Source organism: Lewinella sp. JB7 (assembly GCF_024297185.1).
Lineage (GTDB): Bacteria > Bacteroidota > Bacteroidia > Chitinophagales > Saprospiraceae > Neolewinella.
Genome location: NZ_JANCTD010000002.1, coordinates 72,782 through 94,999 on the forward strand (window position 1 = coordinate 72,782; position 22,218 = coordinate 94,999).

The 22,218-nt window shown below is 60.0% G+C and carries 16 protein-coding genes; 6 read left to right on the forward strand and 10 right to left on the reverse strand.

Features of this window, described 5'->3' with window-relative positions; genetic code table 11:
- Positions 1–37: 37 nt before the first annotated feature.
- Positions 38–2,425, forward strand: a complete 2,388-nt coding sequence (locus NMA52_RS03935; RefSeq protein ID WP_254826340.1) for an endonuclease MutS2 — start codon at positions 38–40, stop codon at positions 2,423–2,425.
- Between the two features lie 21 nt (positions 2,426–2,446).
- Positions 2,447–3,559, forward strand: a complete 1,113-nt coding sequence (locus NMA52_RS03940) for an Mrp/NBP35 family ATP-binding protein (RefSeq protein ID WP_254826341.1) — start codon at positions 2,447–2,449, stop codon at positions 3,557–3,559.
- A 3-nt stretch (positions 3,560–3,562) separates the two neighbouring features.
- Here the strand turns inward: NMA52_RS03940 and mqnB are convergent, their stop codons facing one another.
- From mqnB to ilvA, 4 genes are all read right to left on the reverse strand, one after another.
- On the reverse strand, positions 3,563–4,243 hold the full coding sequence (gene mqnB / locus NMA52_RS03945; RefSeq protein ID WP_254826342.1) for a futalosine hydrolase: 681 nt from the start codon (positions 4,241–4,243) through the stop codon (positions 3,563–3,565).
- On the reverse strand, positions 4,240–7,470 hold the full coding sequence (locus NMA52_RS03950; RefSeq protein WP_254826343.1) for an exodeoxyribonuclease V subunit beta: 3,231 nt from the start codon (positions 7,468–7,470) through the stop codon (positions 4,240–4,242). Before NMA52_RS03950 ends, mqnB begins: the two co-directional genes overlap by 4 nt.
- 119 nt (positions 7,471–7,589) lie before the next feature.
- Positions 7,590–7,847, reverse strand: a complete 258-nt coding sequence (locus tag NMA52_RS03955) for a hypothetical protein (protein ID WP_254826344.1) — start codon at positions 7,845–7,847, stop codon at positions 7,590–7,592.
- Between the two features lie 81 nt (positions 7,848–7,928).
- Positions 7,929–9,185, reverse strand: a complete 1,257-nt coding sequence (ilvA, locus tag NMA52_RS03960; protein WP_254826345.1) for a threonine ammonia-lyase — start codon at positions 9,183–9,185, stop codon at positions 7,929–7,931.
- Positions 9,186–9,364: 179 nt separating this feature from the next.
- Here ilvA and NMA52_RS03965 point away from each other — a divergent pair, with 179 nt between their 5' ends.
- Both NMA52_RS03965 and NMA52_RS03970 read left to right on the forward strand, forming a co-directional pair.
- Positions 9,365–10,303, forward strand: coding sequence for a carbohydrate kinase family protein (locus NMA52_RS03965; RefSeq protein WP_254826346.1), 939 nt, complete (start codon positions 9,365–9,367; stop codon positions 10,301–10,303).
- Between the two features lie 88 nt (positions 10,304–10,391).
- Positions 10,392–10,898, forward strand: coding sequence for a ribosome maturation factor RimM (locus NMA52_RS03970; RefSeq protein ID WP_254826347.1), 507 nt, complete (start codon positions 10,392–10,394; stop codon positions 10,896–10,898).
- Here NMA52_RS03970 and NMA52_RS03975 read toward each other — a convergent pair.
- From NMA52_RS03975 to NMA52_RS04000, 6 genes are all read right to left on the reverse strand, one after another.
- Positions 10,888–11,883, reverse strand: a complete 996-nt coding sequence (locus NMA52_RS03975; protein ID WP_254826348.1) for a T9SS type A sorting domain-containing protein — start codon at positions 11,881–11,883, stop codon at positions 10,888–10,890. The two genes, NMA52_RS03970 and NMA52_RS03975, sit on opposite strands and share 11 nt — an antisense overlap.
- A gap of 97 nt (positions 11,884–11,980) precedes the next feature.
- Positions 11,981–12,568, reverse strand: coding sequence for a riboflavin synthase (locus NMA52_RS03980; RefSeq protein WP_254826349.1), 588 nt, complete (start codon positions 12,566–12,568; stop codon positions 11,981–11,983).
- 29 nt (positions 12,569–12,597) lie between these two features.
- On the reverse strand, positions 12,598–15,126 hold the full coding sequence (locus tag NMA52_RS03985) for a TIM-barrel domain-containing protein (RefSeq protein ID WP_254826350.1): 2,529 nt from the start codon (positions 15,124–15,126) through the stop codon (positions 12,598–12,600).
- Positions 15,127–15,143: 17 nt separating this feature from the next.
- Entirely contained in the window at positions 15,144–16,103 is a 960-nt protein-coding gene (locus NMA52_RS03990; RefSeq protein WP_254826351.1) for a DUF547 domain-containing protein, read from the reverse strand.
- A gap of 1,290 nt (positions 16,104–17,393) precedes the next feature.
- Positions 17,394–17,903, reverse strand: coding sequence for a DUF255 domain-containing protein (locus NMA52_RS03995; RefSeq protein WP_254826352.1), 510 nt, complete (start codon positions 17,901–17,903; stop codon positions 17,394–17,396).
- Positions 17,904–17,960: 57 nt separating this feature from the next.
- Positions 17,961–19,016 (reverse strand): PorP/SprF family type IX secretion system membrane protein, encoded by a 1,056-nt coding sequence (locus NMA52_RS04000; protein ID WP_254826353.1) that lies wholly within the window; start codon positions 19,014–19,016, stop codon positions 17,961–17,963.
- A 61-nt stretch (positions 19,017–19,077) separates the two neighbouring features.
- Here NMA52_RS04000 and NMA52_RS04005 point away from each other — a divergent pair, with 61 nt between their 5' ends.
- Together NMA52_RS04005 and NMA52_RS04010 are read left to right on the forward strand one after the other, a co-directional pair.
- A complete protein-coding gene (locus tag NMA52_RS04005) occupies positions 19,078–19,938 on the forward strand; it encodes an NlpC/P60 family protein (protein ID WP_254826354.1) in 861 nt (286 codons plus the stop codon).
- A 66-nt stretch (positions 19,939–20,004) separates the two neighbouring features.
- Entirely contained in the window at positions 20,005–22,200 is a 2,196-nt protein-coding gene (locus tag NMA52_RS04010) for a bifunctional alpha,alpha-trehalose-phosphate synthase (UDP-forming)/trehalose-phosphatase (protein ID WP_254826355.1), read from the forward strand.
- Positions 22,201–22,218 lie beyond the last annotated feature (18 nt).

Here is a 22,218-nt window from a genome sequence, read left to right on the forward strand (position 1 = left end):
CGGGGGTTATCCTTATTTCCAGCTTGTGTTATATTCTATGCAGTTACTCCCCGAGGATACCTACGAAAAACTCGAATTTGACAAGGTGCTCGCCCTGCTCGAGCGGCAGTGTAACGGTGAAATCGGGCGACGAGCCGCCCGGGAGCTTCGCCCGTCCCTCAAGGTGACGGAGGTCAACCGGTGGCTCGACGAAGTTTTGGAATTTCGGCAGGGGACCGACGAACGCAATATGTTCACGGTCGGTGCTTACGACGACATTAGTGAGGAGTTGCGCGCGCTGCGCGTGGAAGGTTACGTACTGGTAGAAAGCGGACTGGCGAAGCTCAACGTTCTGCTCCTGCAGGCAAAGCAGATCTTTCAGTTTTTCGGGACTTCCTCCCGACAGAGCGCCTACGAAAAATTGTACGCCATCGTGCGTCAGGTCGAATACGTACCGGAACTGTCCGCCGCGATCGAAGGCGTGATCGACGCGGAGGGCACCATTCGCTCGGACGCCTCCGAGGAATTATCCCGGATACGGAGGCTCATCGGCAGTAAGCAGCGGGAGGTGGAAAAAACCTTCCGCGCGGTCATCGAAAAGTACCGGCGCGCGGGTTACCTCAGCGATACGGTCGAGAGTTTCCGCAACGGCCGGCGGGTCCTGACGATCCCCAGCGAGCACAAACGGCAGATTCGCGGAATTATTCACGACGAATCAGCGACCGGAAAAACCGCCTACATCGAGCCCGACGAAGTCATCGGCATTAACAACGACATTTTTGATCTCCAGCAGGAGGAGCGACGAGAGATCTACCGGATTCTCCGGGAGCTGTCGGCGGTTCTGCGTCCCTACGTCGACCAAATCACGGCTTACCGCGATCTGATCGCCTATTTCGACGTCGTGCAGGCTAAGGCCGGGCTCGCGCGCCAGATGAAAGCCGAACGGCCCCGCGTGACCCACAAGCCGCGGATCGGAATCAAGGACGGCCGCCACCCCTTGCTCTATCTCAAGAATAAACAGTACGGAAAACGGACGGTCCCCTTCGACCTGAAACTGAAGGGTAAGAACCGCATCCTGATGCTCTCCGGCCCGAACGCCGGGGGAAAGTCCATTTCCATGAAATCGGTTGGGTTAATCCAACTGATGGTGCAATCCGGGATGCTGGTCACGGTCGACGAGGAAAGTGAGTTGGGCATCTTCGAGAAGGTCTTCGCCGACATTGGTGACCAGCAGAGCATCGAGGACGACCTTTCCACCTATTCGAGTCGCCTGAAGAATGCCCGCGAATTTATTGCCGCCGCGGATGAACGGACGCTGGTTCTGATCGACGAATTCGGCTCCGGTACCGATCCCGCGCTCGGCGGAGCTATCGCGGAGGGAGTACTGGAAGGGCTCAATCAACGGGGGGTGTTCGGCGTCATAACTACGCACTACAGTAACCTGAAGATATACGCCTATAAGACGCCGGGAATCGTAAACGGGGGGATGAACTTCGATAAGGACACGCTATCGCCGACCTACGAGCTGAAGGTCGGACGACCGGGCTCCAGTTACGCCTTCGAGATCGCCCAGAAGAGCGGGTTGCCGGCGGACGTACTGGCCCACGCGCGCAAAAGGGCCGGAAAGAACGAACGGGCCGTCGATCAATTGCTCGTCGATCTGCAACGAGAAAAGCAGGAAACCGAGGAGAAACTGCGGTCGCTGGCCGACAAGCAGAAGACGCTGGATGCCCTGACCCGCACCTACGAGGAATTGCACCGCGACATCGAGGTCAGGCGCAAACGGCTCAAACTCGAAGCTAAGGAGCAATCTCTGGCCGAGACCGCGAAGTACAATAAGGAGATGGAAAACCTCATCCGTAAACTGCGGGAGGAAAAGAAGATCGACGAGGCTAAGGAACAGGCGAAAGCACTACGGGAGGAACGGGAAAAAATCAGCGAAGAGGTCACCGACCTCCGCGAGAACATCTACTACCAGCCCAGCCGGGGCAAGAAACAACGCACGGAATTCAGCGAGGGAGACTACGTCAAGTTACGGACCGGCGGTGCCGCGGGGACGATCGAGTCGCTTGACAAAAAGCGGGCCATCGTCATCGTCGGCGACCTACGGCTGACGGTCAATCTCCGCGATCTGGAACTCGCCGACAACCCGATGACCCTGCGCAAGGAACGTAGCGTCACCAGCGACGTGAGTGGGGTGGCAAGCTTCAGCAACAAGCTCGACGTGCGGGGCATGCGCTACGAAGAAGTGTTGCACACCACCCAGGCCTTCGTCGACCAGGCGCTCATGGCCAACGCCAGCCAACTGCGCATCGTGCACGGAAAGGGGAGTGGCGCCCTTAAGCGGGCCGTACGGCAAAAATTAAACGAATACAATCACGCCTTTCAACTCAGCACCCCCCCGCGGGAGCAGGGTGGGGATGGGGTCACGATCGTAGACCTCTAAACTTCGCCTAAAGCAACGTATATGGAACTCAGTAAAATTGCCGCCGCCCTCGCGACGGTTACGGACCCGAAGACGGGGCAGGACATCATCACGGCCAATATGGTCCTCCACCTGAAAGTGGAACCCCCGAATGTATCCTTCACGCTGCAGCTGCCCAAGCTGGAACCCGAGTACAAGCAACAGCTGAACTTCGCCTGTCAGGAGGCGATTTTGACGGTCTACCCCGAGGCACAGGTCCACGTACATATGCAAAACCCCGCCGCCGCGCCGGGGGCGGGACAGGGTGGGGGCCCCCAACAGGCTAATCCGCTGCCCCACGTGAAGAACATCATCGCCGTGGCGAGCGGCAAGGGCGGGGTCGGCAAGAGTACCGTTGCCGTCAACCTGGCCCTTGGGCTGCAGGAACTCGGCGCCGCCGTCGGTTTGCTGGACGCGGACGTCTACGGCCCGTCCGCGCCCACCATGCTCGGACTGCAGGGGCAGAAACCGAAGGTGGAGAGCATCTACGGCAAACCGAAGATCAAACCGCTTTTCGCCTACGGACTGCCGGTGATGAGTACCGGTTTCGTGGTGGACCCCGAGCAGGCCGTGGTGCTCCGGGGTCCCCGTTTGGCGGGCATCATCCGGCAATTCATCGAGGAGACCGTGTGGCCCCCGCTGGATTACCTCATCGTCGATCTACCCCCGGGAACGGGTGACGTACAACTCACCCTCGTACAGACCGTGAGCGTTACGGGGGCCGTCCTCGTCACAACCCCCCAGGAAGTAGCACTTGCCGATGCGGTGAAGGCCATGAATATGTTCTTCCTGGAAAACGTCAACGTTCCCGTGCTCGGGGTAGTGGAAAATATGGCCTACTTCACGCCGGCCGAACTCCCCGACAACAAGTACTACATTTTTGGTCAGGGCGGCGGTAAGACGCTGGCTAAGAAGAGCAACAGTATGCTTCTCGGTCAGGTACCCCTGGTGCAGTCCATCCGGGAGGGCGGCGACAGTGGTGAGCCGGCTATCCTGAATAAATCCGATGAGGTAACCCGAGAAGCCTGGCTGAAGGTAGCCCGCAACGTCGCCCGTCAGACCGCCCTGCGCAATGAGATGATGGGGCCTACCCCGAAGGTGACGGTCCAGTCCTGATGGCTAGTCGATAAACGGAGTCAGTACCCGTTGCAGCGCTTCGTTCAGGGCACCAATGGCCCCGGGAAGATCCCAGGCCGCGCGGTTCCGGCGCTCGACGTAATTGCTGATGGCCCGCAGCTGCAGTGCCTCCACTGCGGCGGCCATGCACGCATAAAAGAAGGCCGCCCCCTCCATACTCTCCACTTGTACTCCGGGATAAAGTCGACGCCATTCTTCTACTGAATTTTCGGTGCCGGTAGCCCGGTTGACCGTTCCACCCGCCACCGTCTCGTAAGGCAGAATGGCGGACGGTCCCGGCGGTATAAGCCACCCGGCCTCATCGAATGGGTGGGCCGGAGCAAATCCGAGGGCGGCGGGGGATAGCAACTTACCATCCGCGTCTTCCGCACCCAAATCCATCAGCCGGTCGGAGGTAACGTTTACGACCTGACCGATGGACAGGGAGCGGTCGATCGCCCCGCCGACGCCCGCCTGGATAGCCAGACCCGGAGGGTTTCCGCCGCCGAAGGCCGAACCCAGCGCGAACGCCGTGGTCATCACGCCCAGACCGCCGAACAGAATCTCAATCTCACAACGAGGGAATCGGAGAACGTTTTCCCGTTGCCCGCTCGCTCGCTCGCGCAACCAGTTCACGGTCGGCACGATTTCGGCGGGTGTAGCGGCAAGGAGCAGCAATTTCACAGGGCGACTTGGTTGAGGCATCCGCAGGCCGGTAGGTGGAGGAATGCCGCGGCTACCGGTCTCCCGGAAATGCGTGTAATTAGTTCGGCTTGAAGTCGCAGTTCGGCGAGTTTGAGCCCTGCCTGGGTTTGGTACTGTTTAGCTCCCAAACACACGTCCTGAATGAGCACACAGGCTCCCTCGGGCAGGTCCGCCAGAAAGTCAATGCTCGTACTGTACTGTCGCTCCCGCACCTGCCCCCTGAGCGGTACGTTCCGGCGGACATCCGCTTGCGGCCAGCTGCCCTCCGTGAAATCTTGAAAGGCGTCCGCCACCCGCATGACTTCTTCCGACGGGATCAGGCCCCCGGGCCGAAAGTTCTCCAGGAGCCCCACGACTAGTTCTTCCCGAACTTCCATCTGGCTCCCTCGCCCCGGGTCTCCGGCGATGAAGTGACTCAGGCAACGCGCGTACAGCCGCGGATCGGTCGCCGGATCGGGATCACCCGGGGTGGTGTAGTGGACGGAGCGTTCCACGGCCGCCCCGCCGAAGTGATCCAGCAAAAATGCGTCGTCAACCCACCGGGGGGGATGCGGTGCCCGCCCCGGCCGTGTCCCGTTAATGAACGGGATAGGCTGGTGCACCATCGGCGACCGCGGCTGACTGGTCGGTTCGGTATAGTGGCGGTTCGTTTTGTTGACGTCAATGTCTTCCCAGTGAAAGGGAGTCTCCACGGTAGCCGGTTCGAGGACCGTGGTAGGCGTTCCGCCCCGGGCGTACACCCGATCGACCCAGGGGGCACCGGGTTTTCCCGTGGGAAGAATGAGATAGTCGCGGGCCCGGGTGAACCCGACGTACAGCAGGCGCGCTTCCTCCGCCCGCGCCGCTTCTTCCGCCTGTCGTTGCCACGTGCTTTCCTCGAGGGCATCGACCCACGGAATGCCCCCGGATAGCCGGTCGTAGGGATTGACCCAGTACCGCAACCACCGATTGGCGAGCGGTTGCTTCAAGTCGATGGCTGCATCCGGATCGTCCGGAATGACGGCCCGACCCCAGACGCCCGCCCGGAGGCTCTGGTCGAGATTGAAGCAGATCACGGCCGGCCATTCCAGACCTTTGCTCCGGTGGTAGGTCATCACGTTTACGGCTTCGGGACGCTCGCCGGCCCCCTGGTGGTCCATACCCTCGCGGATTAGCTGGTCGAGGTAGAGCAAGTACCCACCCAACGAAGCGGCGCGGTGTTGGCGATGACAGTTGTCTTCGTACGCGACGGCCAATTTTCGGAGCTCGTCGATGTTACTGAGGCGCTGCTCCCCGTCCCCCCAGGATACGGCAATGCGGCGCAGATCGATCCGTTCGAGAACGATGTTGAGCATTTCACTGGTGGAATGCTCTAAGGTGATACCGCGCAGTTCTTCCAGTCGCTGCATAAGTTCTTCTTCGCTTCCCCAGAGCGTGCCGTTCCTTTCTTCCGCTAAGAAGGCCAGTCGGTGGTCGATGATGTCGGCCAGATCGTGCCGGCACCCGAAAAGCATAATCTCGGCGACCGAAAGGCTATCGCCCCCGGTGAGCATGTACTTCAGACAGGCTAGTAGCAGGGTCGCCTCGGCCGTCTCCAGCAGCCCCGTACGGGCAATCGCCGCCGGGATGCCCTGCACGGACAAAGCATCCGCCACCGCCGCGCAACCGTAGTTGGACCGGCACAGAATAGCGATGTCCCCCGCGCGCAGGGGGCGCTCGTGCTTTTCGTCCTTCGGAAGCACCGGAGGTGGGTTGGCGAGCAATTCCCTGACGGCCTTCGCTAGGGTAGCTTGCATAAAGGCGATGCTGTGTCTTCCCTTTCCCTCGACTTCGAAGTGCCAGTGCATCAGTCCGCTCTGTTCGCGCAGTTCCGGACTCTCCGGCGGAGCGTAGTCCGTACCCGATCGCTTGCGTATCGGATTCAGCGCGACTTCGGCGGGTTGAAATTCGGGGAATGCCCGTACGAACAAACTGTTGCAGGCGTATACGACGTCCTCCCGGCTGCGCCAACTCGTAGTTTGGATGTTTGCCGAATCAATAGGACCGTTGGCTCGCATGACGGCCGCCATCAACCGGGGCTCGGCTCCCCGGAAGCCGTAGATCGACTGTTTGGGATCTCCCACCCAGACGCTCTGCTTGGCGAGCTCACTCAGTCGCAGGAAGATGGCCAGCTGGATAGGCGAAGTATCCTGAAATTCGTCGACCATCAGTAGGTCCAGCTCCCGGGAGAGGGCCGCGCAGACTCCGGGGTGGTCCAGCAGATTCAGGACCAGCACCTCCATATCGGTGTAGTCGATCCGTCCGCGGTTCTTCTTGTAGCGGTCGTATTCCTCAATCGATGCCCGCGCGCAGTCGAAGAGCAAGTCCTGGTACGCGCGCAGGTCGTCCTGAAAGGCGCCCAGGGCGGCGTGTTGCTGACCGATCTCTACGACCTCGGCTACGAGTTCGCGACTTTTGGCCCCTACCTCGCGTTCGAATCGTCCCATTTTGGCGTAGTCCATCCAGGGCAGGTAGTTCCGCTGCTTCAGGGTGCTGAGGGTATTGCGCAGCCACAGGGCGGCCGACTCGCTCTTCTTCGTGCCGTCGGCCTCATTGGCGTAGATGGCTTCGTAGGTTTCCTTCAGGATACGTTGTACCCGGTTGTGGTACTGATCGAGCGTCAGGGTGGGGTGGCGTGCGGGCAGGAATTCCGCCAACTTTTCCCAACTGTTGCGTTTGCTGCGGTCGATGTCCGCCGCGCTGAAGTTGTTCCCCCGGATGATCTCCACCAGCCCGAGGACATCCTTGCGCCAGTTGTACTTTTCACCGTTCCGACTGAGGGCTAGTTTGTCGCACAACAGTTCGATCCGGCGAATTTCGTCGAGACTGATGACCGCGGCCATACTGAGGTTGAACAGCCGCTGCTCGTCACCGTCGGCGATGATGTCCACCTTAGGGCTCACTCCCGCCTCGTAGGCGAAGCGGCGCAGCAGCTTCACGCCGAGCCCGTGCACCGTACCGATGAGGGCATTGGTGAGTTCGTTCGCCTCGCGGGTCATGCCTTCCCGCAGCAGTTTGACCCGCACCCGTTCCTTCAGTTCCGCCGCGGCACGCTTGGTAAAAGTGGTGGCGATAATTCCGCTGGGGCGGACGGTGCCGCTGGTCAGGAGACCGGCCATCTCCTGGGTCAGGCGGTAGGTCTTTCCGCTGCCGGCACCGGCGGAAATGAGTTTTAGGTTCTTAAGCAATGGGGTTTCTTTATCTCGGTGTAATGATAAGGACCGGTCCCGGGAATAAAAAAGGATGCCTACACCACTCCGCCACCCCGCGTATTCCGGACGATACCAGTACTGACGCTCGGGGACTGCTACTCGTTCGCGAGTACCCGCTCCCGGATCTTGGCCAGTTGGTCGCGGAGCCAGGTATCCAGGTTGCGGTACCAGTCCAGGTGGGGGGAGTGCTCACTGCAGGCGATGCACTGAGTGTCGTGAAACTGCTTCCGGCAATTCGGACAAATTGCCGTGGTTTCGAACGTATCGAAGCGTGCGTGACACCGGTCGCAGTGCCAGTAGGGGCGACCGTCCGGTTCCCAGGCGCATTTGGGGCAGGCAATGTTTACTTCCATGTACATGGTACACCCGATAGCCATACGGAGTTCCGGAGGGGCACCATAAATCGGTCGCCTGCCGAAGAGCTGAAACATCGCTCAGATCAACATCTCGAACAGGATGGGCTGGTCGTTGAGGTGTTCGTACCGCAGTTTACGCTTATCCATCCGTTCCAGGAGCAATTCGAAGTCGCCGCGCGCGCCGAGTTGAATGCCCACCAGGGCGGGGCCCATGGCGCGATTGTGCTTTTTCGTGTATTCGAAGTGAGTAATGTCATCTTCGGGGCCCAGAACGTCGAGAAAGTCGCGAAGCGCCCCCGACCGCTGCGGAAATTCCACGATGAAGTAGTGTTTTAGTCCCGCATACATCAGGGCTCGCTCCTGAATCTCGGGGGTACGGGTAATGTCATTGTTCCCGCCGCTGACGACGCAGACGATGTGCTGCCCGCTCAGGTCTCCTAACTGATCGAGTACCGCAATCGAAAGGGCTCCGGCGGGCTCCACCACCAGGCCGTCCTCGTTGTACAGGTCCAGCATCACGCCGCAGACCTTCCCCTCGTCCACCAGTTCGATCCGCTCGAAGGTTTCGCGGACGATGGGGAAGTTGTTAGTCCCGACCCGCCGCACCGCCGCGCCGTCGACGAAACTGTCAATCTTGTCCAGGGTGACGATCTTGCCCTGCCGGATGCTGTCGTACATGGCCGGCGCCCCGCTGGGTTCCACGCCGATGAGGCGGGTCTGGGGACTCAGCTGCCGGAATACGCTGCCGACGCCGGCGCTCAATCCGCCCCCGCCTACGGCCATCACAACGAGATCGACGGGCCGGGTCGCGGCGTCAAGGATCTCCAGCCCTACGGTACCCTGTCCCGCGATGGTCTTGGGATCGTCGAAGGGGTGCACGTAGGTGAGGCCACGCTCCTGCGCCACGCGCATCGATTCGGAGTAGGCGTCGTCGTAAGTATCTCCGATCAGCACGACTTCCACGTAGTCCCCGCCGAACATGCGCACTTTGCGCACCTTCTGGGAAGGAGTGACGACGGGCATGAAGATGACCCCGTTCACCTGCATCGCGTTGCAGGCGTAAGCGAGTCCCTGGGCGTGATTTCCGGCGCTGGCACACACCACTCCGCGGTCGCGCTCGGCCTTGCTCAGGGAAGCCATCTTGTTGTAGCTGCCCCGGATCTTGTAGCTGCGTACTTCCTGCAGGTCCTCCCGTTTCAGGTAAATATCGGCGTTGTAGAGCTTGCTCAAGCGGGTACTGCGCATCAGTGGGGTCTCGAGCGCTACCCCACGCAACTGGTGCCGGGCCTTAATCACCTCCTCTACGCTGATGAGTTTGACGTCAGTATCTACCATACGGTAAAGGTACTTCACGTCATTGTTTAAACGGGCGGGGCCGCGGGAGCAAAGAAGGCCACGATGTAGAACACTTTGCGGCGGGTAGCCCACAAGTACTCCTTAAGCACGCCGGCAGCGGAAGGGGCAGGGCGGGCCGACGTCACCGGTATTAAACACATCCGGCTTAACTTCCGGACATGAAGCATCCGGAAATCCTCTGCGTAGGCGAACTACTCGTCGACCTTCTCAGCACCGAGTATGCTCCGGACTTCCGATCCGCGGATACCTACCGGCGGTACGCCGGTGGCAGTCCCGCCAACCTGGCGATGAACCTGGCGAGGCTGGGACAGTCCGTCGGCCTGGTGGCTACCGTCGGCGACGACGACGCCGGCGAGCTGCTACGCGAAGCGGTCGCCGATACCGGCTGCGACGTATCGCTGATCGCCACCGCCCCCGACCCCACGACGCTCATTCTGGTCACGAAATCCCGGCAGGTCAGCAACTTCGAGGCCTACCGTTCGGCGGATAAGTACATCGCACCGGAACAGTTCCCCGAAGATTACCTGGCCGAATGCCGACTGTTTCACACGACCGCCTTCGCCCTCAGCCGGCAACCCGCCCGCGGCTCGATCATGGCCGCCGCCGCCCGGGTGGCCGCCGCCGGCGGACGGCTGAGCATCGACGTCAACTACGCCGCCAAGATCTGGCCCAACCGCCTGGAGGCCTTGTGGGTGATCAGTAAGTACATCGCCCTGGGAGGGGAGGGCGCGGGAACGCTCGTCAAGTGCAGCGAAGTAGACTACGAACGCCTGTTCGACGAACCCGTGGAGGAGGTAGCGGAAGCCGCCGGTAGTATCCTGGACCTCGGCGCGGGCGTCGTGTGTCTGACGCTGGGAGCACGCGGGAGCTACGTCGTCAGCGAAGCGGGATCGTTCGCGACCCCGGCGCGGCCGGTCGAGGTAGTAGACACGACCGGTGCCGGCGATGCCTTCTGGTCTGGATTTTTGGCGGGCTACGTCAATAAACTGGACTGGGAAGATTGCGCCCTACGCGGGCGGGCAATGGCCGAGCAAAAATTGACGACCGATGGCCCCCTTACCACAGCGATTAGCCTGGACGAATTACGCCCTGAATAGCGTCCGGCCACGGCCGATTACCTTTGCTGCCGCAGGCTCCGCATAGATACCGGACCCGCGTCCCCGCCACCCTAAAATTCAGGCAGTTATGGAACTGGTACAGATCGGCACGACCGGCCGCCCCCACGGAATCCGGGGTGAACTTACGGTCTACGTCGATGAAGGATACGAAGACGACCTGGCGCTCGCCCGGGCCGTGCTCATCGGCGAGAGACCCATTCCTTACTTTCTGGAACGCTTCCGGCAGGGCGGAAAACTAACCGTCAAGCTGGAAACCTTCGACACCCGTGAACAGGTAGCCCTACTCGCCAACCAACCCCTGTTGTTGCCCGCCGATCAGGTGAGCGAACAGCCGGAAGAAGCCGATACGCCCTGGGACGAGGTGATCGGATACACGATCGAGGCGGAGGGGTATCCACGGCTGGGGCCCATCGAGGGCATCGTGGACCTGCCGGAGCACTACCTCGCCGAGATCACCCACGCAGATAAGCCGGTGTACATTCCGCTCCACCCCGATCTCGTTATCGGGGTGCGCGAGGAGGAGTCCGTGCTCGTTATGGATCTGCCGCTGGGACTGCTGGAGCTTAACGCTTAACGACCTTCCCCGACTGGCGCCCCTCCGGTCCGTCCAGGTGGTACACGTAAATGCCGGTAGGTAGATCGCCGACTTCCCACCGAACGTCCACCCGACCGCTCGGCCGGGAGTAGGGGGAAGAGCGCAAACGCCGCCCGGTCAGATCCGTCAGGTGTACGGTGTAGTCTCCCGGAGCGTGAGCCTGGAAGGATAGAGTCAAATCGTTCGCTACCGGGTTCGGAGCCAGGGTGACGCCGTAGTCCGCCACCGTGGGATTACGTAAGGAGGTCGTGATACTTTCGACCGCTACGTAAACGGGGATCTCCAGGTCGGCTGAGTAATAATCGGCGAAGGTACCGAAGACCAGGCCCGAGGTGGTGGCCGTCACCTGCACGAGATTGTCGCCGTCCCCGCAGCCTACCGCGGTGCCGTAGAGCCCTACGAACTGGATGGCGGTATCGGAGTAGGTGTTGGAGAAATCGATTCCGATAAGAAAACTGTCGTTGTCGACCGTGACCGGTTCGGAGAACGTAAATTCGGTGAAGCGAATAAAACCGCCGGTAGTGTCGCGGTTAAAGTCGCGTACCTGTAGCGAGTCGCTGGCGCCCAGGTAAGCGGTGGGGCGCCCGTCATCGTCCACTTCACTAAACACGACCGCGCGCAAGTAGATGTCCAGCGCCGCGCTGTCGGCCAGCACGAAGGGTACCTGGATCGACGTGACCTGGAAGGATGAAGAGCTGGGGTGTACGATCCGCTGCAACTGGGCCACGTCGCCGTAGATGTTACTGCCGATGAGGTAGCCGGTGTCCTGTACGAAGTAGGGGGAGATGCTGCGGGCGCAGTTTTCCAGTAGAACCGCCGGGAATAAGGTATCGGCGACGGCCTTTGCGGCCCGTGCCTGACGGGCGGGAATGCGGGCCTCGCCGGGTGCGGGAGTGCTTCCCCGTTGGGAGAAGAGCAGGACGGGAAGAGCCAGCAGTAGGGGGAGGAGTAGTGTTTTCATCATGCGGGAAGGTTTGCGGGGCGTGTTCGTTATAGGAACAAGATCGTCCGATTGTTCCTCCCGGCAAAGACTTTATTGTCCCTTAAGGAAACTTTGTGTCTCATTTCCGGTACGCGGCCATCTGGCGGGCAATGTATTTGCCGATGATGTCGAACTCGAGGTTCACCCGGCTTCCCGCGCGGAGCTCCCGGAAATTGGTGTGCTCGTAGGTGTACGGAATGATAGCTACCCGGAAAGTATCGTGGGTTGGCTCCACGACCGTCAGGCTGACGCCGTTGACGCACACGCTGCCCTTATCGACCAGCAGATCGTCGGTATCGTAGCGGAAGGTATAGTACCAACTACCCCCGCTTCCCTCGACGTCGGTACAGACGCCTACCGTATCCACGTGACCCTGCACGATGTGCCCGTCCAGCCGGGCGCCGGCCTGCATGGCGCGTTCCAAATTGATGCGCCCGCCGACTTCCCAGTCGCCGAGGCGGGTGCGCTGGAGCGTCTCCCGGATGGCGGTGACGGTATGGGTGCCCGATTCCATCCCCACGACCGTAAGGCAAACCCCGTCGTGGGCCAGACTCTGATCGATTTTCAGTTCGTCGCTGAGCGGACTGCGTACGGTGAAGTGTACGTTGTCCCGATCGCGTTCGATGTGAGCGACGGTACCGGCCGCTTCAATGATTCCTGTAAACATGCTGCGTTGATTCCCGCGTCGAGTGGTGGCTACTCGATGGTGACGGTAGTGAAGTTTATGGGCACAACAACCGAAGCCCCCCGCCGGTCGAAACGCAGCGCGTGGGGCAGCTCCCGGCCATCCACGACCACCCGACCCGGAGCGTGGCGCAGGCCAACCAGGCGAACGTCGGCGTGGCGGAAGTTGACGTTGAAGTCACCCTCCGTACGCTGCGTCAGGGTGATCCGGTTGCCCTCCCGCCGGGTACTGAAGTGGCGTTCGCTGTACTGTCCGGCCTGGTGCCCGTAACCCTCGCCGGCGTCCCAGTAGAGCATGCTTTCTCCGCAATCGGCTACGAAAACCGTCAGTTGCAGCGTGTCCAAATCGCTGAGTTGGCCGGTATGCTGCACCGGAGCTACGGTAGGTAGGATGGCGCCGGCCCGTACGAAGATGGGCATCCGGTCCGGGCGCAGGCGCACGCGAATCTTTCGGTGACCCGCGTAGTGGTTGCCGGTCCAGTAGCTGTACCATTCCCCCCGGGGTAGGTACACTTGCTGGGACTTGAGTCCGGGTTCTACCACCGGACAGACGAGCAGGTCTTCCCCGGCCAAAAACTGATCGCCGTACTTGCGACATTGGGGGTCCAGCTGGTCGTAGAAGAACAGGTTCCGCAGTACGGGCATCCCCGTAATTACGTGCCGGCGGAAGGCCGAATAGAGGTAGGGGAGTAAGCGATACCGAAGTTCGATGGCCCGGCGGTTGTGCTCGGTATGTACGCCGCCGTGGACCCAGGGCTCCTGATCCTGCCGGTCGTTTTGCTCCGCCTTCTGTACTTCCTCCGTCTCGGTCTCGGCCGCTCCGTCCGTATTGTTGCCCATACTGTGCACGCGCATCAGGGGGTGGAAAACGGCCAGTTGCAGCCAACGGGTGAGCAGCTCGGGAGTCGGGTCGTCCACGAAGCCCCCGATGTCGGTGCCGACGAAGCTGAAGCCGCTGATGGAAAGGCGTAGACACTGACGGTTGGCGAGTGCCAGGTGCTCCCAACTGGCGATATTATCCCCCGTCCACAGCGATGCGTAGCGCTGTCCGCCGCTGAAGCTGGCGCGGGCGAGGAGGAAGGGCCGCTTCGCCGGTTGTAGTTTTTTCAGCCCGTCGAAGGTAGCGCGGGCCATCTGCATCCCGTAGATGTTGTGGGCCTTCTTGTGGTCGCCGGTGAGCCCATCGTAGTCGTGGCGCACGTCGGGGGGGAAAGTGAGGGCGTTGACTTTGAACATGGCCGGCTCGTTCATGTCGTTCCAGAAGCCGCTGACGCCGTGGTCTACGTACAGCCGGCGGTAGAGGGTGCCCCACCAGTCGCGGACGCGGGGATTGGTGTAATCCGGCCACACGCATTCGGCGGGCCAGACCGGCCCCACCATTTGTTCGCCCGTACTCCGACGGCAGAAGGCGTCGCGCTCCACGCCCTGTCGGTACACGTGGTAGTCCTCATCCACGCGGATGCCCGGATCGATCATTACGACGGTGTGAAAACCATCCTTTCTCAGGTCCGCGATCATTCCCTTCGGGTCGGGGAAGTATTCCTCGTTCCAGGTGAAGCAGCGGTAGCCATCCATGTAGTCGATGTCGAGGTAGACGGCGTCGCAGGGGATGTTCTTTTCCCGGAAGGTGGCGGCCAGCTCCCTTACCCGACTTTCCGGATAGTAACTCCACCGGCACTGGTGATAGCCCAGGGTCCAGAGGGCCGGCAGCTCGGGCACTCCCGTTAGTTGCGCGTACCGGCGCGCGACTTCATCCAACCGTGGACCGTTGATGAAGTAGTAGTCAAAAGCCCCGCCGGCGGTCCAGACGGTGGCCAGCCCGTCGCGGTTGCTGTTGAAGTCGAAGTGGCTCCGGTACCCGTTATCGACGAAGATCCCGTAGCCATGTCCTTCCCGCAGCCCGTAAAAAAAGGGGACGGTGCGGTAGAGTGCATCACGCTCCCGTCCGTAAGCGAAGGAGTCGCTGTTCCAGTTTTCGAAGCAACGTCCGTTGAGGTCCGTATCCCACGCCTTATCCCCCAGACCGTAAAACCCCTCGTGGCGGTCGGTGGTAAACTGGAGGCGCATCTGGTCGAGCCCGTGCATCAGAGTATGGCGCGCGTAGAAGGGAGCGGCGTATTCGTGCAGGACCAAGCCGCTTTCCCGGTCGGTGACGCGCACGGAGGCATCGGCCCGGGCCACCCGCACTTCCAGGGTAGTTGTTTGCAGCAGGTAGCCTTCCTCGCTCTCCTTCAGGCTCGGCTTCACCTCCGCGGGACGGGCGTCCGCGTCGCGGGCGTAGCTGAAGTCCGCTTCCGGTTCGCCGTAGGTATACGTAAAGCGGATAAGGTCATCGTGCCATACTTCGAGGCGCAGGTGTACTTCGCCGCTACCACTGATGGTAAATTGTTGCGGCGTGGTTTGCTCGATTCCCGCTACTTTTCCCACGTGGTGGGTGTAGTAGACGTCGTCGTAACGAAGGGTACTGACGGCATCGCCCGCGTAGACGACGTTGGGCTCGGTTTCGTAGGGAAGCCTAACCGTTTGCTTTAACTTGGCCATGGGCCGCAAGGTATAGCTTAGTCGTTCAACGACCAGTCGTACTCCAAAAAGTGCAGTTCTTTTCCGGCCGGAATATCGGTCGTCAGGTACTGATTAAGGTAGTCTTTGACATCACCGAAATCCTGGGCGTACCAGTCAAAGAGGGGAGAAACCCGCACGACGGCTTCCTGGGTCACGTTAAATTTTTCGTCGTTGATGAAGCTGCGGGTCCGCGTTTCCAGCATTTGCTCCAGATTGGATGCGGTGTAGGCCCGGTTGGCGAGCGGCGGGCAACTTTCGGCGGCGCACACCAGGGCGAAGTGAATGCGGGGTTCCTTGAAGGTAGGCCGGATGATTTCGTGCTCGATCTGGTTGAGGCTGTACGTCTTTGTCCCCAGCTTGATCCACCGCTTATCCCAGGGCTGGTCGATGTCGCGAATACTCTTGACGGGCCAGTTGTCCAAAATCAGTTTCACCGTGTAGGCATTGTACGCATTGATCCAGTAGGCCAGCGCCTCCGCCGACGACCAGCTCTTACCGGGTGTTTTTTTCGCGAGGAGATCAAGGTACGCGTCGAGTTGGGCGGAGTTTTGGCTGAACCCCACGTAGTCGACCCGACCGGACGGCGATACGTGGCGACGTAAAAGGGCATCCCAGCTTTCGTGATTCGGGGCATCGCTGGCGGGGCGGGGGGGAGTAGCGGCCGTACTCGCGGAGGGCGGGGCCGCGGGTGCGGGGTTGGTGGGGGCCGGAGGCGCAACGGGGGTGGGTGATTTTACCGGTGCCTTGACGACCGGTTTTTCGGTTTGGGGAAGCGCTTCTTCCACCGGGGCATCCGGATTGCTCTGCAGCGTGTGCTCGATCTGGTCACTGGCGACGGTATCGGCCGTGGCGGCCACCGGCGTAATGGACTGCGGGGACGGCGTGGAGTCCGGCGGGCCGTCGGCGCAAGCGGATAGGAGCAGGAGCAATACGGCAACGGAAAGGGGCAAAGTCATTGGTGGGGGGCATCGATTGATGCATGAACGTAGGTGGCGGGGGCGGGAGTTCATTGCCGTGCACCCTGCCGTCCGGTCAGGGACCGACGAAAAAAAGGCCCGCGCCAGGGGCGCGGACCGTACAATAAAGCTTTCTAACTACCATAATAACAAAAAGTTACGGCGCCAATTGCCGTTAAAAAACTATCCAAGGATCACAATTGCTGCATATTGCAATCAATTGTCTTAACCTTTACTTGCGGGGCTAATGGAAGAGTCTGGAGTAAAATATCTTGCGGGTTTCGGTGATATATGGATAACGAGGAAGGGTAGCCGGACATGCCCACATCTTCGTGGGGTAGATCGCATTTTCCAGAAAAAAGGCCCCCGCAACAATGCGGGGGCCGAACATTACACTTTCTAACTACCGTAAATAAATCTTGGGCAATACCTGCCGTAATGGTGCTTGACGAAATGCGAGCGAAAATGGGAATGTGCCGCACTTGACGTGGGAAGGGTTTGTGGTGAGAGACGTAAATCCGAATGCTACTGCCGCTATTAATGCGGTACTACAAAGATATGGCTGCCCCCCGCCCGCGCTACCCCACGAACGTGGGGAGGGCGGCACTTTGTACGGCTAAGTTGGGTATTTCGCTAGAGTCGGCTCCTGCGCGCCCGCCGCCGCGACCCCCCTTTATTTGTACGTTGACCGCCGCTGCCCGGGGCAATAAAAAAGACCCACACGTTGCACCGTGCGGGTCTAGTAAGTCTTATTCTTGTCTACTGAGAAACTATTAACCGTGGCGTATCGCGCCTAAACAAACACTTCGAAAATAATGGTGCAGGAACCAAACAAATTCCTACTCCCGTTAAAAAATAGGTTTAAAAATGAGAGACACATCGGCGAAGAAAAACAAATTCCCCTTCGTCGTTGATACAAATGTAACACCCTGCGTCAATAGGAACACCCCATGGGTGTGGGGCTAATCGTTGGGCTGGCAACAATCGGAGAGATGAGCGGGATGAAACTGCCCCTCCGAACTTCCGAAAATCTGGTTAACCAATTTCGCCTGCCGCTCACCGATTCTGGGTTATGAATGGATGATGACCGGTACGAACGGCCAATTTTTGGTGAAAAGCGTCCGGGCTCATGGCTGGGTGGTACGGGACTTTGGCGGGTTAGTCAGGCCGGAATTAGCCCGATGTGTACGGGAAGAAAAAAATTTGAGTTTTTTTCGAACGTCCCGACTAATTAAGGGGTTCGTGGGGATCGGTGTTCCCAAAAAGCGGTTTCTCACCCGCTAATGGTCCTTACTTCGAGAGGGTATCCAGGTAGTCTTTATAGGACAGTTCCCGGAAGTGACCTTCGCTGATGTACCGAAGTTCGTTCAGGTAGGCCTTTGCGGGTTTGAAGCCCGGACTGATCGTGATGCGCTGTCGCCGCGCATCCAGGTACACGACGCTGGGATAGCTCATGCGGCCGTCCAGTAGGGCCACCGCCAGCGCGTGAACGCCCCGCCGGCCCACGCCGGGGTCGTAGGAGAATACGTGGCCGTCGTAGGTAATGTCCTCGCGCTGCTCGGCATCGAGCTTTACGGCGTAGAAGTTTTTGGAAATGTGCTCGGCGATCTCCGGCGCGGCGAAGACTTGCTGGTCCATCTTCTTGCACCAACCGCACCAGTCGGTGTACACGTCGACCAGGATGTTCCGGGGTTCGGTAGCATTTCGTTGCATCGCTTCCTCCCAAGTAAGCCATTCGACCTGGGCCGATAGGGAAAGGGTAGAGCAGACAAACAGGAGGGTAAGTAATAAATACTGCATAGTGCGGGAGTTACCGGAATGTAATCCCGCCTACAACGATTTTAGTGTACGCCAGGATTAAAACTTCGGACAGGGTACCGCGCCATCGTCTTCCCCCAGACCGAGATAGGAGATGCTTAACTCGAAAGCCCCCCGGTGCTGCGCGCGTACGACCTTGGGATTTATACCGACGTCGTAGCTCAGACCGAAGACAAAATCCGATACTTCCAGGCCGACCAGGCCGACGACGCTGTCCGGACCGAAACCACCAGAACTTGACGCCATGCGCAACCAGGATCCGAGGTGGACGGAAGTGCCGGTCACGTAGTTCACTAATAAGCGGACGTTAGATCCGGCGTGCAGGGTGGCGTGTGGTCCCTGCGACAGGAAGTACGCCCGTGGCGAAATTTCAACCGAGCCCGTTCGCCGTAGCCGCAGATTCAGGTATGCGCTGTACCGGCGGTGCAGCGTGTTGGTCACTTCGATTTCGTCGCCCGCGGTGGCCTCCGCGTAGAAGCTCTGTTCGGGCGCGCCTACGTGGTGTACGGCCACTCCCGTAAACACGCCCACGCCCCGGCTGGGCAGGGAGCTGTAGTTGAGTCCGAGCTGGTAGTCGGCAAAGGCAACGTTATTTTCGGGCAGCAATTCTCCGCCGGCGCCGGCGATGTAGCCCGTCGTGCCGTTGAATTCGTCCTCGAAGGAGAGTTCTCCGTACCCGACGTTGCGCTGGATGATGCCGACCTGACCGCCGAGACTCAGCGTGCGTTCGCCCCGGGCGTCGAGCGTTTTGTGGAAGGCACCCGAGATCATGGCCTGGTTGCTGGCGTAGCCTACTTCGGGAAGTCGGTCGTTGAGGAAGACCACGCCGGCCCCGAATCCGTCGGTGTCCCGTCGCTTCGGATCGAGGTCGTAGTGAAAGTCGGCGGCGAAGGCCGAAGTGCTGTAGGGCGTCGACAGCAGCTGCGGCCACTGGCTGCGGTGATTCAGGGCGATGCGGTAACGGCCGGGGAAAAGGCCCGTGAAGGCCGGGTTGAGCAGGGTGGGGGACGAGAAGAATTGGGAATACACCGGATCCTGCGCCTGACCGACGGCGGAAGCGAGGAGTAAAACCAGGACCAAATATATCTGCCTCATCACCGGTAGCTTAGGCGGCAAAGCTAAGAAAGATCGCACAAGCCACTCTATCTTGCCGCCGATGAAAGCAGGCTTCGCAACGGGCAAGTATACCGCCGCCGCCATCCGGGCCCGCCCGAGGGAAAGCAGCCCCATGGTTTCCCAGCTGCTGTTGGGCGAGCCCGTGCGGGTCGGAGAAGCCGTCGGGGAGTTCACGGCCATCGTCCGGGCGGAGGATACTCTGGAGGGATTCGTGCGCATTGACCAATTATTAGCGGTGCCCCAGGCCATATTCGACCGGCAAACGGATGCTCCGGCTTTCGCCCTGGAGATGTATGCCGCCATGATGAGCGACCGCCACGGAATCCCCGTCACTTTCGGTGCCCGCCTGCCCGGCTACGACGGGCTTCAGGCCCGCCACGGCGAAAACCGCTTCGTGTACTCCGGACAGGCCGTACTCTCGGAGGATATGCGGCCCGACGCCCACCTCATGATTCGTATGGCGCGCCGGTGGCTGCACGTGCCCGAACTCCGGGGGGGACGGACCCCCACGGGCATCGACGGCAGTGCCCTGGTGCAGCTGCTTGCTCGCCTGGTCGGTCTGCGCTTTCCCCACGACGTCGGCACGATCGCCCGCATGGGAAGACCGGTAGATTTCATGGTCCAGTGTCAGGAGGGCGATCTTGCTTTTTTCGGGGACGAGCGGGGAAAAATTAACCACGTCGGGATTATTCTGTCCGATAGCACCGTTTTGCACGTGTCGGGGCGTGTCCGGACGGATGGCATCGACCACTTCGGGATTTTCGATCATGCGCACCGGCGCTACACCCATCGCCTGCGCGTGGTCAAACGCTTCTTCGACGATCATCCGGACAGTGGACTTAGCCTCGAAAGAAGCCAGTCTGAAGTGGCGCGTGACGCCCGGCAGATGTTCATATTTTAGTTACCTTCCCCTCACCCCGCCGGCCTGGTTGCCGGACAACTGAGAGAACAAAATTTTGCGCAACACATGTCCCGACTCGTCATCATATCTAACCGCCTGCCGATTACCGTAAATCGCAGCGATGGTGAACTTCATTACCACCCCAGTGCCGGCGGATTGGCCACGGGACTCAATTCACTTGACGATTCCTACAATAAGATCTGGATCGGGTGGCCCGGCGAGGATATTACGAACGAATGGGAACGGGAGGCGATTCGCAATGACCTGATGAAGCGCAGTTTGATCCCCGTCTTTCTTACGGATCGGGAAATCGACCTGTACTACGAAGGTTTTAGCAATAAGACCATCTGGCCCCACTTCCACTACTTTACGGAGTACACCGTCTACAACGACGACATGTGGGACGCCTATCAGGAAGTCAACTTCAAATTCTTTCAGGCCATCGAGGATCACCTGCGGGAGGACGATATGGTCTGGGTGCACGACTACCAGCTGATGTTACTTCCGGCAATGATTCGTGCCAAGTTTCCGAAGATCAGCATTGGTTTCTTTCTGCACATCCCCTTTCCGAGTTACGAGGTCTTCCGCATCCTCCCCTGGCGCAAGGAAATTCTCGACGGTATTCTCGGAGCCGATCAGGTCGGCTTTCACACCTTCGGTTACATGCGGCACTTCCTCTCGGCCGCCTACCGGATCACCGGCTACGAACACGAGTTCGGCCGCCTCACCATCGGGGACCGGCAGGTGAACGTGGACGTGTTCCCGATGGGCATCGAGTACGAAAAGTACGCTCATCCTGACGTGGACGCCATCAGCGACCAGAGCAGCGGGGAGATCCGCAAACTCCACGCCAGCCGGAAGATCGTGCTCAGCGTAGATCGCCTTGACTACACGAAAGGCATCCCCCACCGCATACGGGCCTTCGCGCAGTTCATCCGGAAAAACCCCGAGTATACGGGTAAGGTCAATCTGATCATGATCGTGGTCCCTAGCCGGGCAAACGTCGATCAGTACCAGAGCCTGAAGCACGAAGTGGACGTACTGGTGAGTCGCGTCAACTCCGAGTACGGCACCTTCGACTGGATGCCGATCCACTATTATTACCGCTCCCTCAATTTCGCGGCCCTCACTACCTTATATAAGGAAGCGGATATCGCCCTCATCACGCCCCTGCGCGACGGGATGAACCTGGTGGCCAAGGAATACGTAGCGGCTAAGGAGGATACCAAACGTGGCGTGCTCATCCTCAGCGAGATGGCCGGTGCGGTCTATGAGCTCAACGACGGCGCCCTGACGGTGAACCCCCAGAGCAGTCAGGACATCGAGGATGCCCTCGTGGAAGCCCTGGAAATGTCGGTCGACGAGCAGGTCCAGCGCATGGAGATGATGCAGGAAAAGCTGCGGCAGTACGACGTCAAGCACTGGGCGGCCACCTTCATCAAGGAACAGCAAAAACTGAAAGAGAAGAATAAAATGCACAACACTACTCACCTCAGCGGCGAGGCCCTCGATGCCGTCACCCAGAGCTACGAGCAGGCCGAGAACCGCCTGCTCTTCATCGACTACGACGGTACGCTCATGGACTTCAATCCGGATCCTCAGGCCGTCAGTCCCGATGATGTCGTCCTCAACGTACTCGCTACCCTGGCCGCCGATCCCAAGAATACCGTAGTGGTCAATAGTGGCCGCGACCGGGGTACCCTGCAGAAGTGGCTCGGCCATCTGCCCACCCACATGGCCGCCGAGCACGGCGTGTGGATGAAGGAAAACGGCGAGTGGTCGCTGAACCCCAACGTAGTAGATGGTTGGAAACCCAAGGTGCGCGAACTGCTCGAAAACCTGGTGTCCCGCACACCCGGCTCCTTCATCGAGGAAAAAGATTACAGCCTGGCCTGGCATTACCGGAACATCGATCGTGATCTGGGGAACAAGCGTGTGCGCGAGTTCCGCGACATGCTGACCTACCTGATCCAGAACCAGGACCTGCAGGTGCTCGAAGGCAATAAGGTGGTGGAGATCAAGAACGCCGGCGTAAACAAAGGCAAGGCCACCCAGTACTGGGTAGGTAAACAGAAGTGGGACTTCGTACTCGGTATCGGTGACGACAGCACGGACGAAGACATTTTCCGGGCGCTGCCCGACTGGGGCGTAAGCATCAAGGTCGGACAGGGACGTACCGCCGCCCGCTACACCCTCACCGGAGTAGCCGAAGTCCGGGCATTCTTTGCGAAAATCGGGGAGGTGGCGGAGAAGGCTAAATAGCCCACTCCTTTACCCACA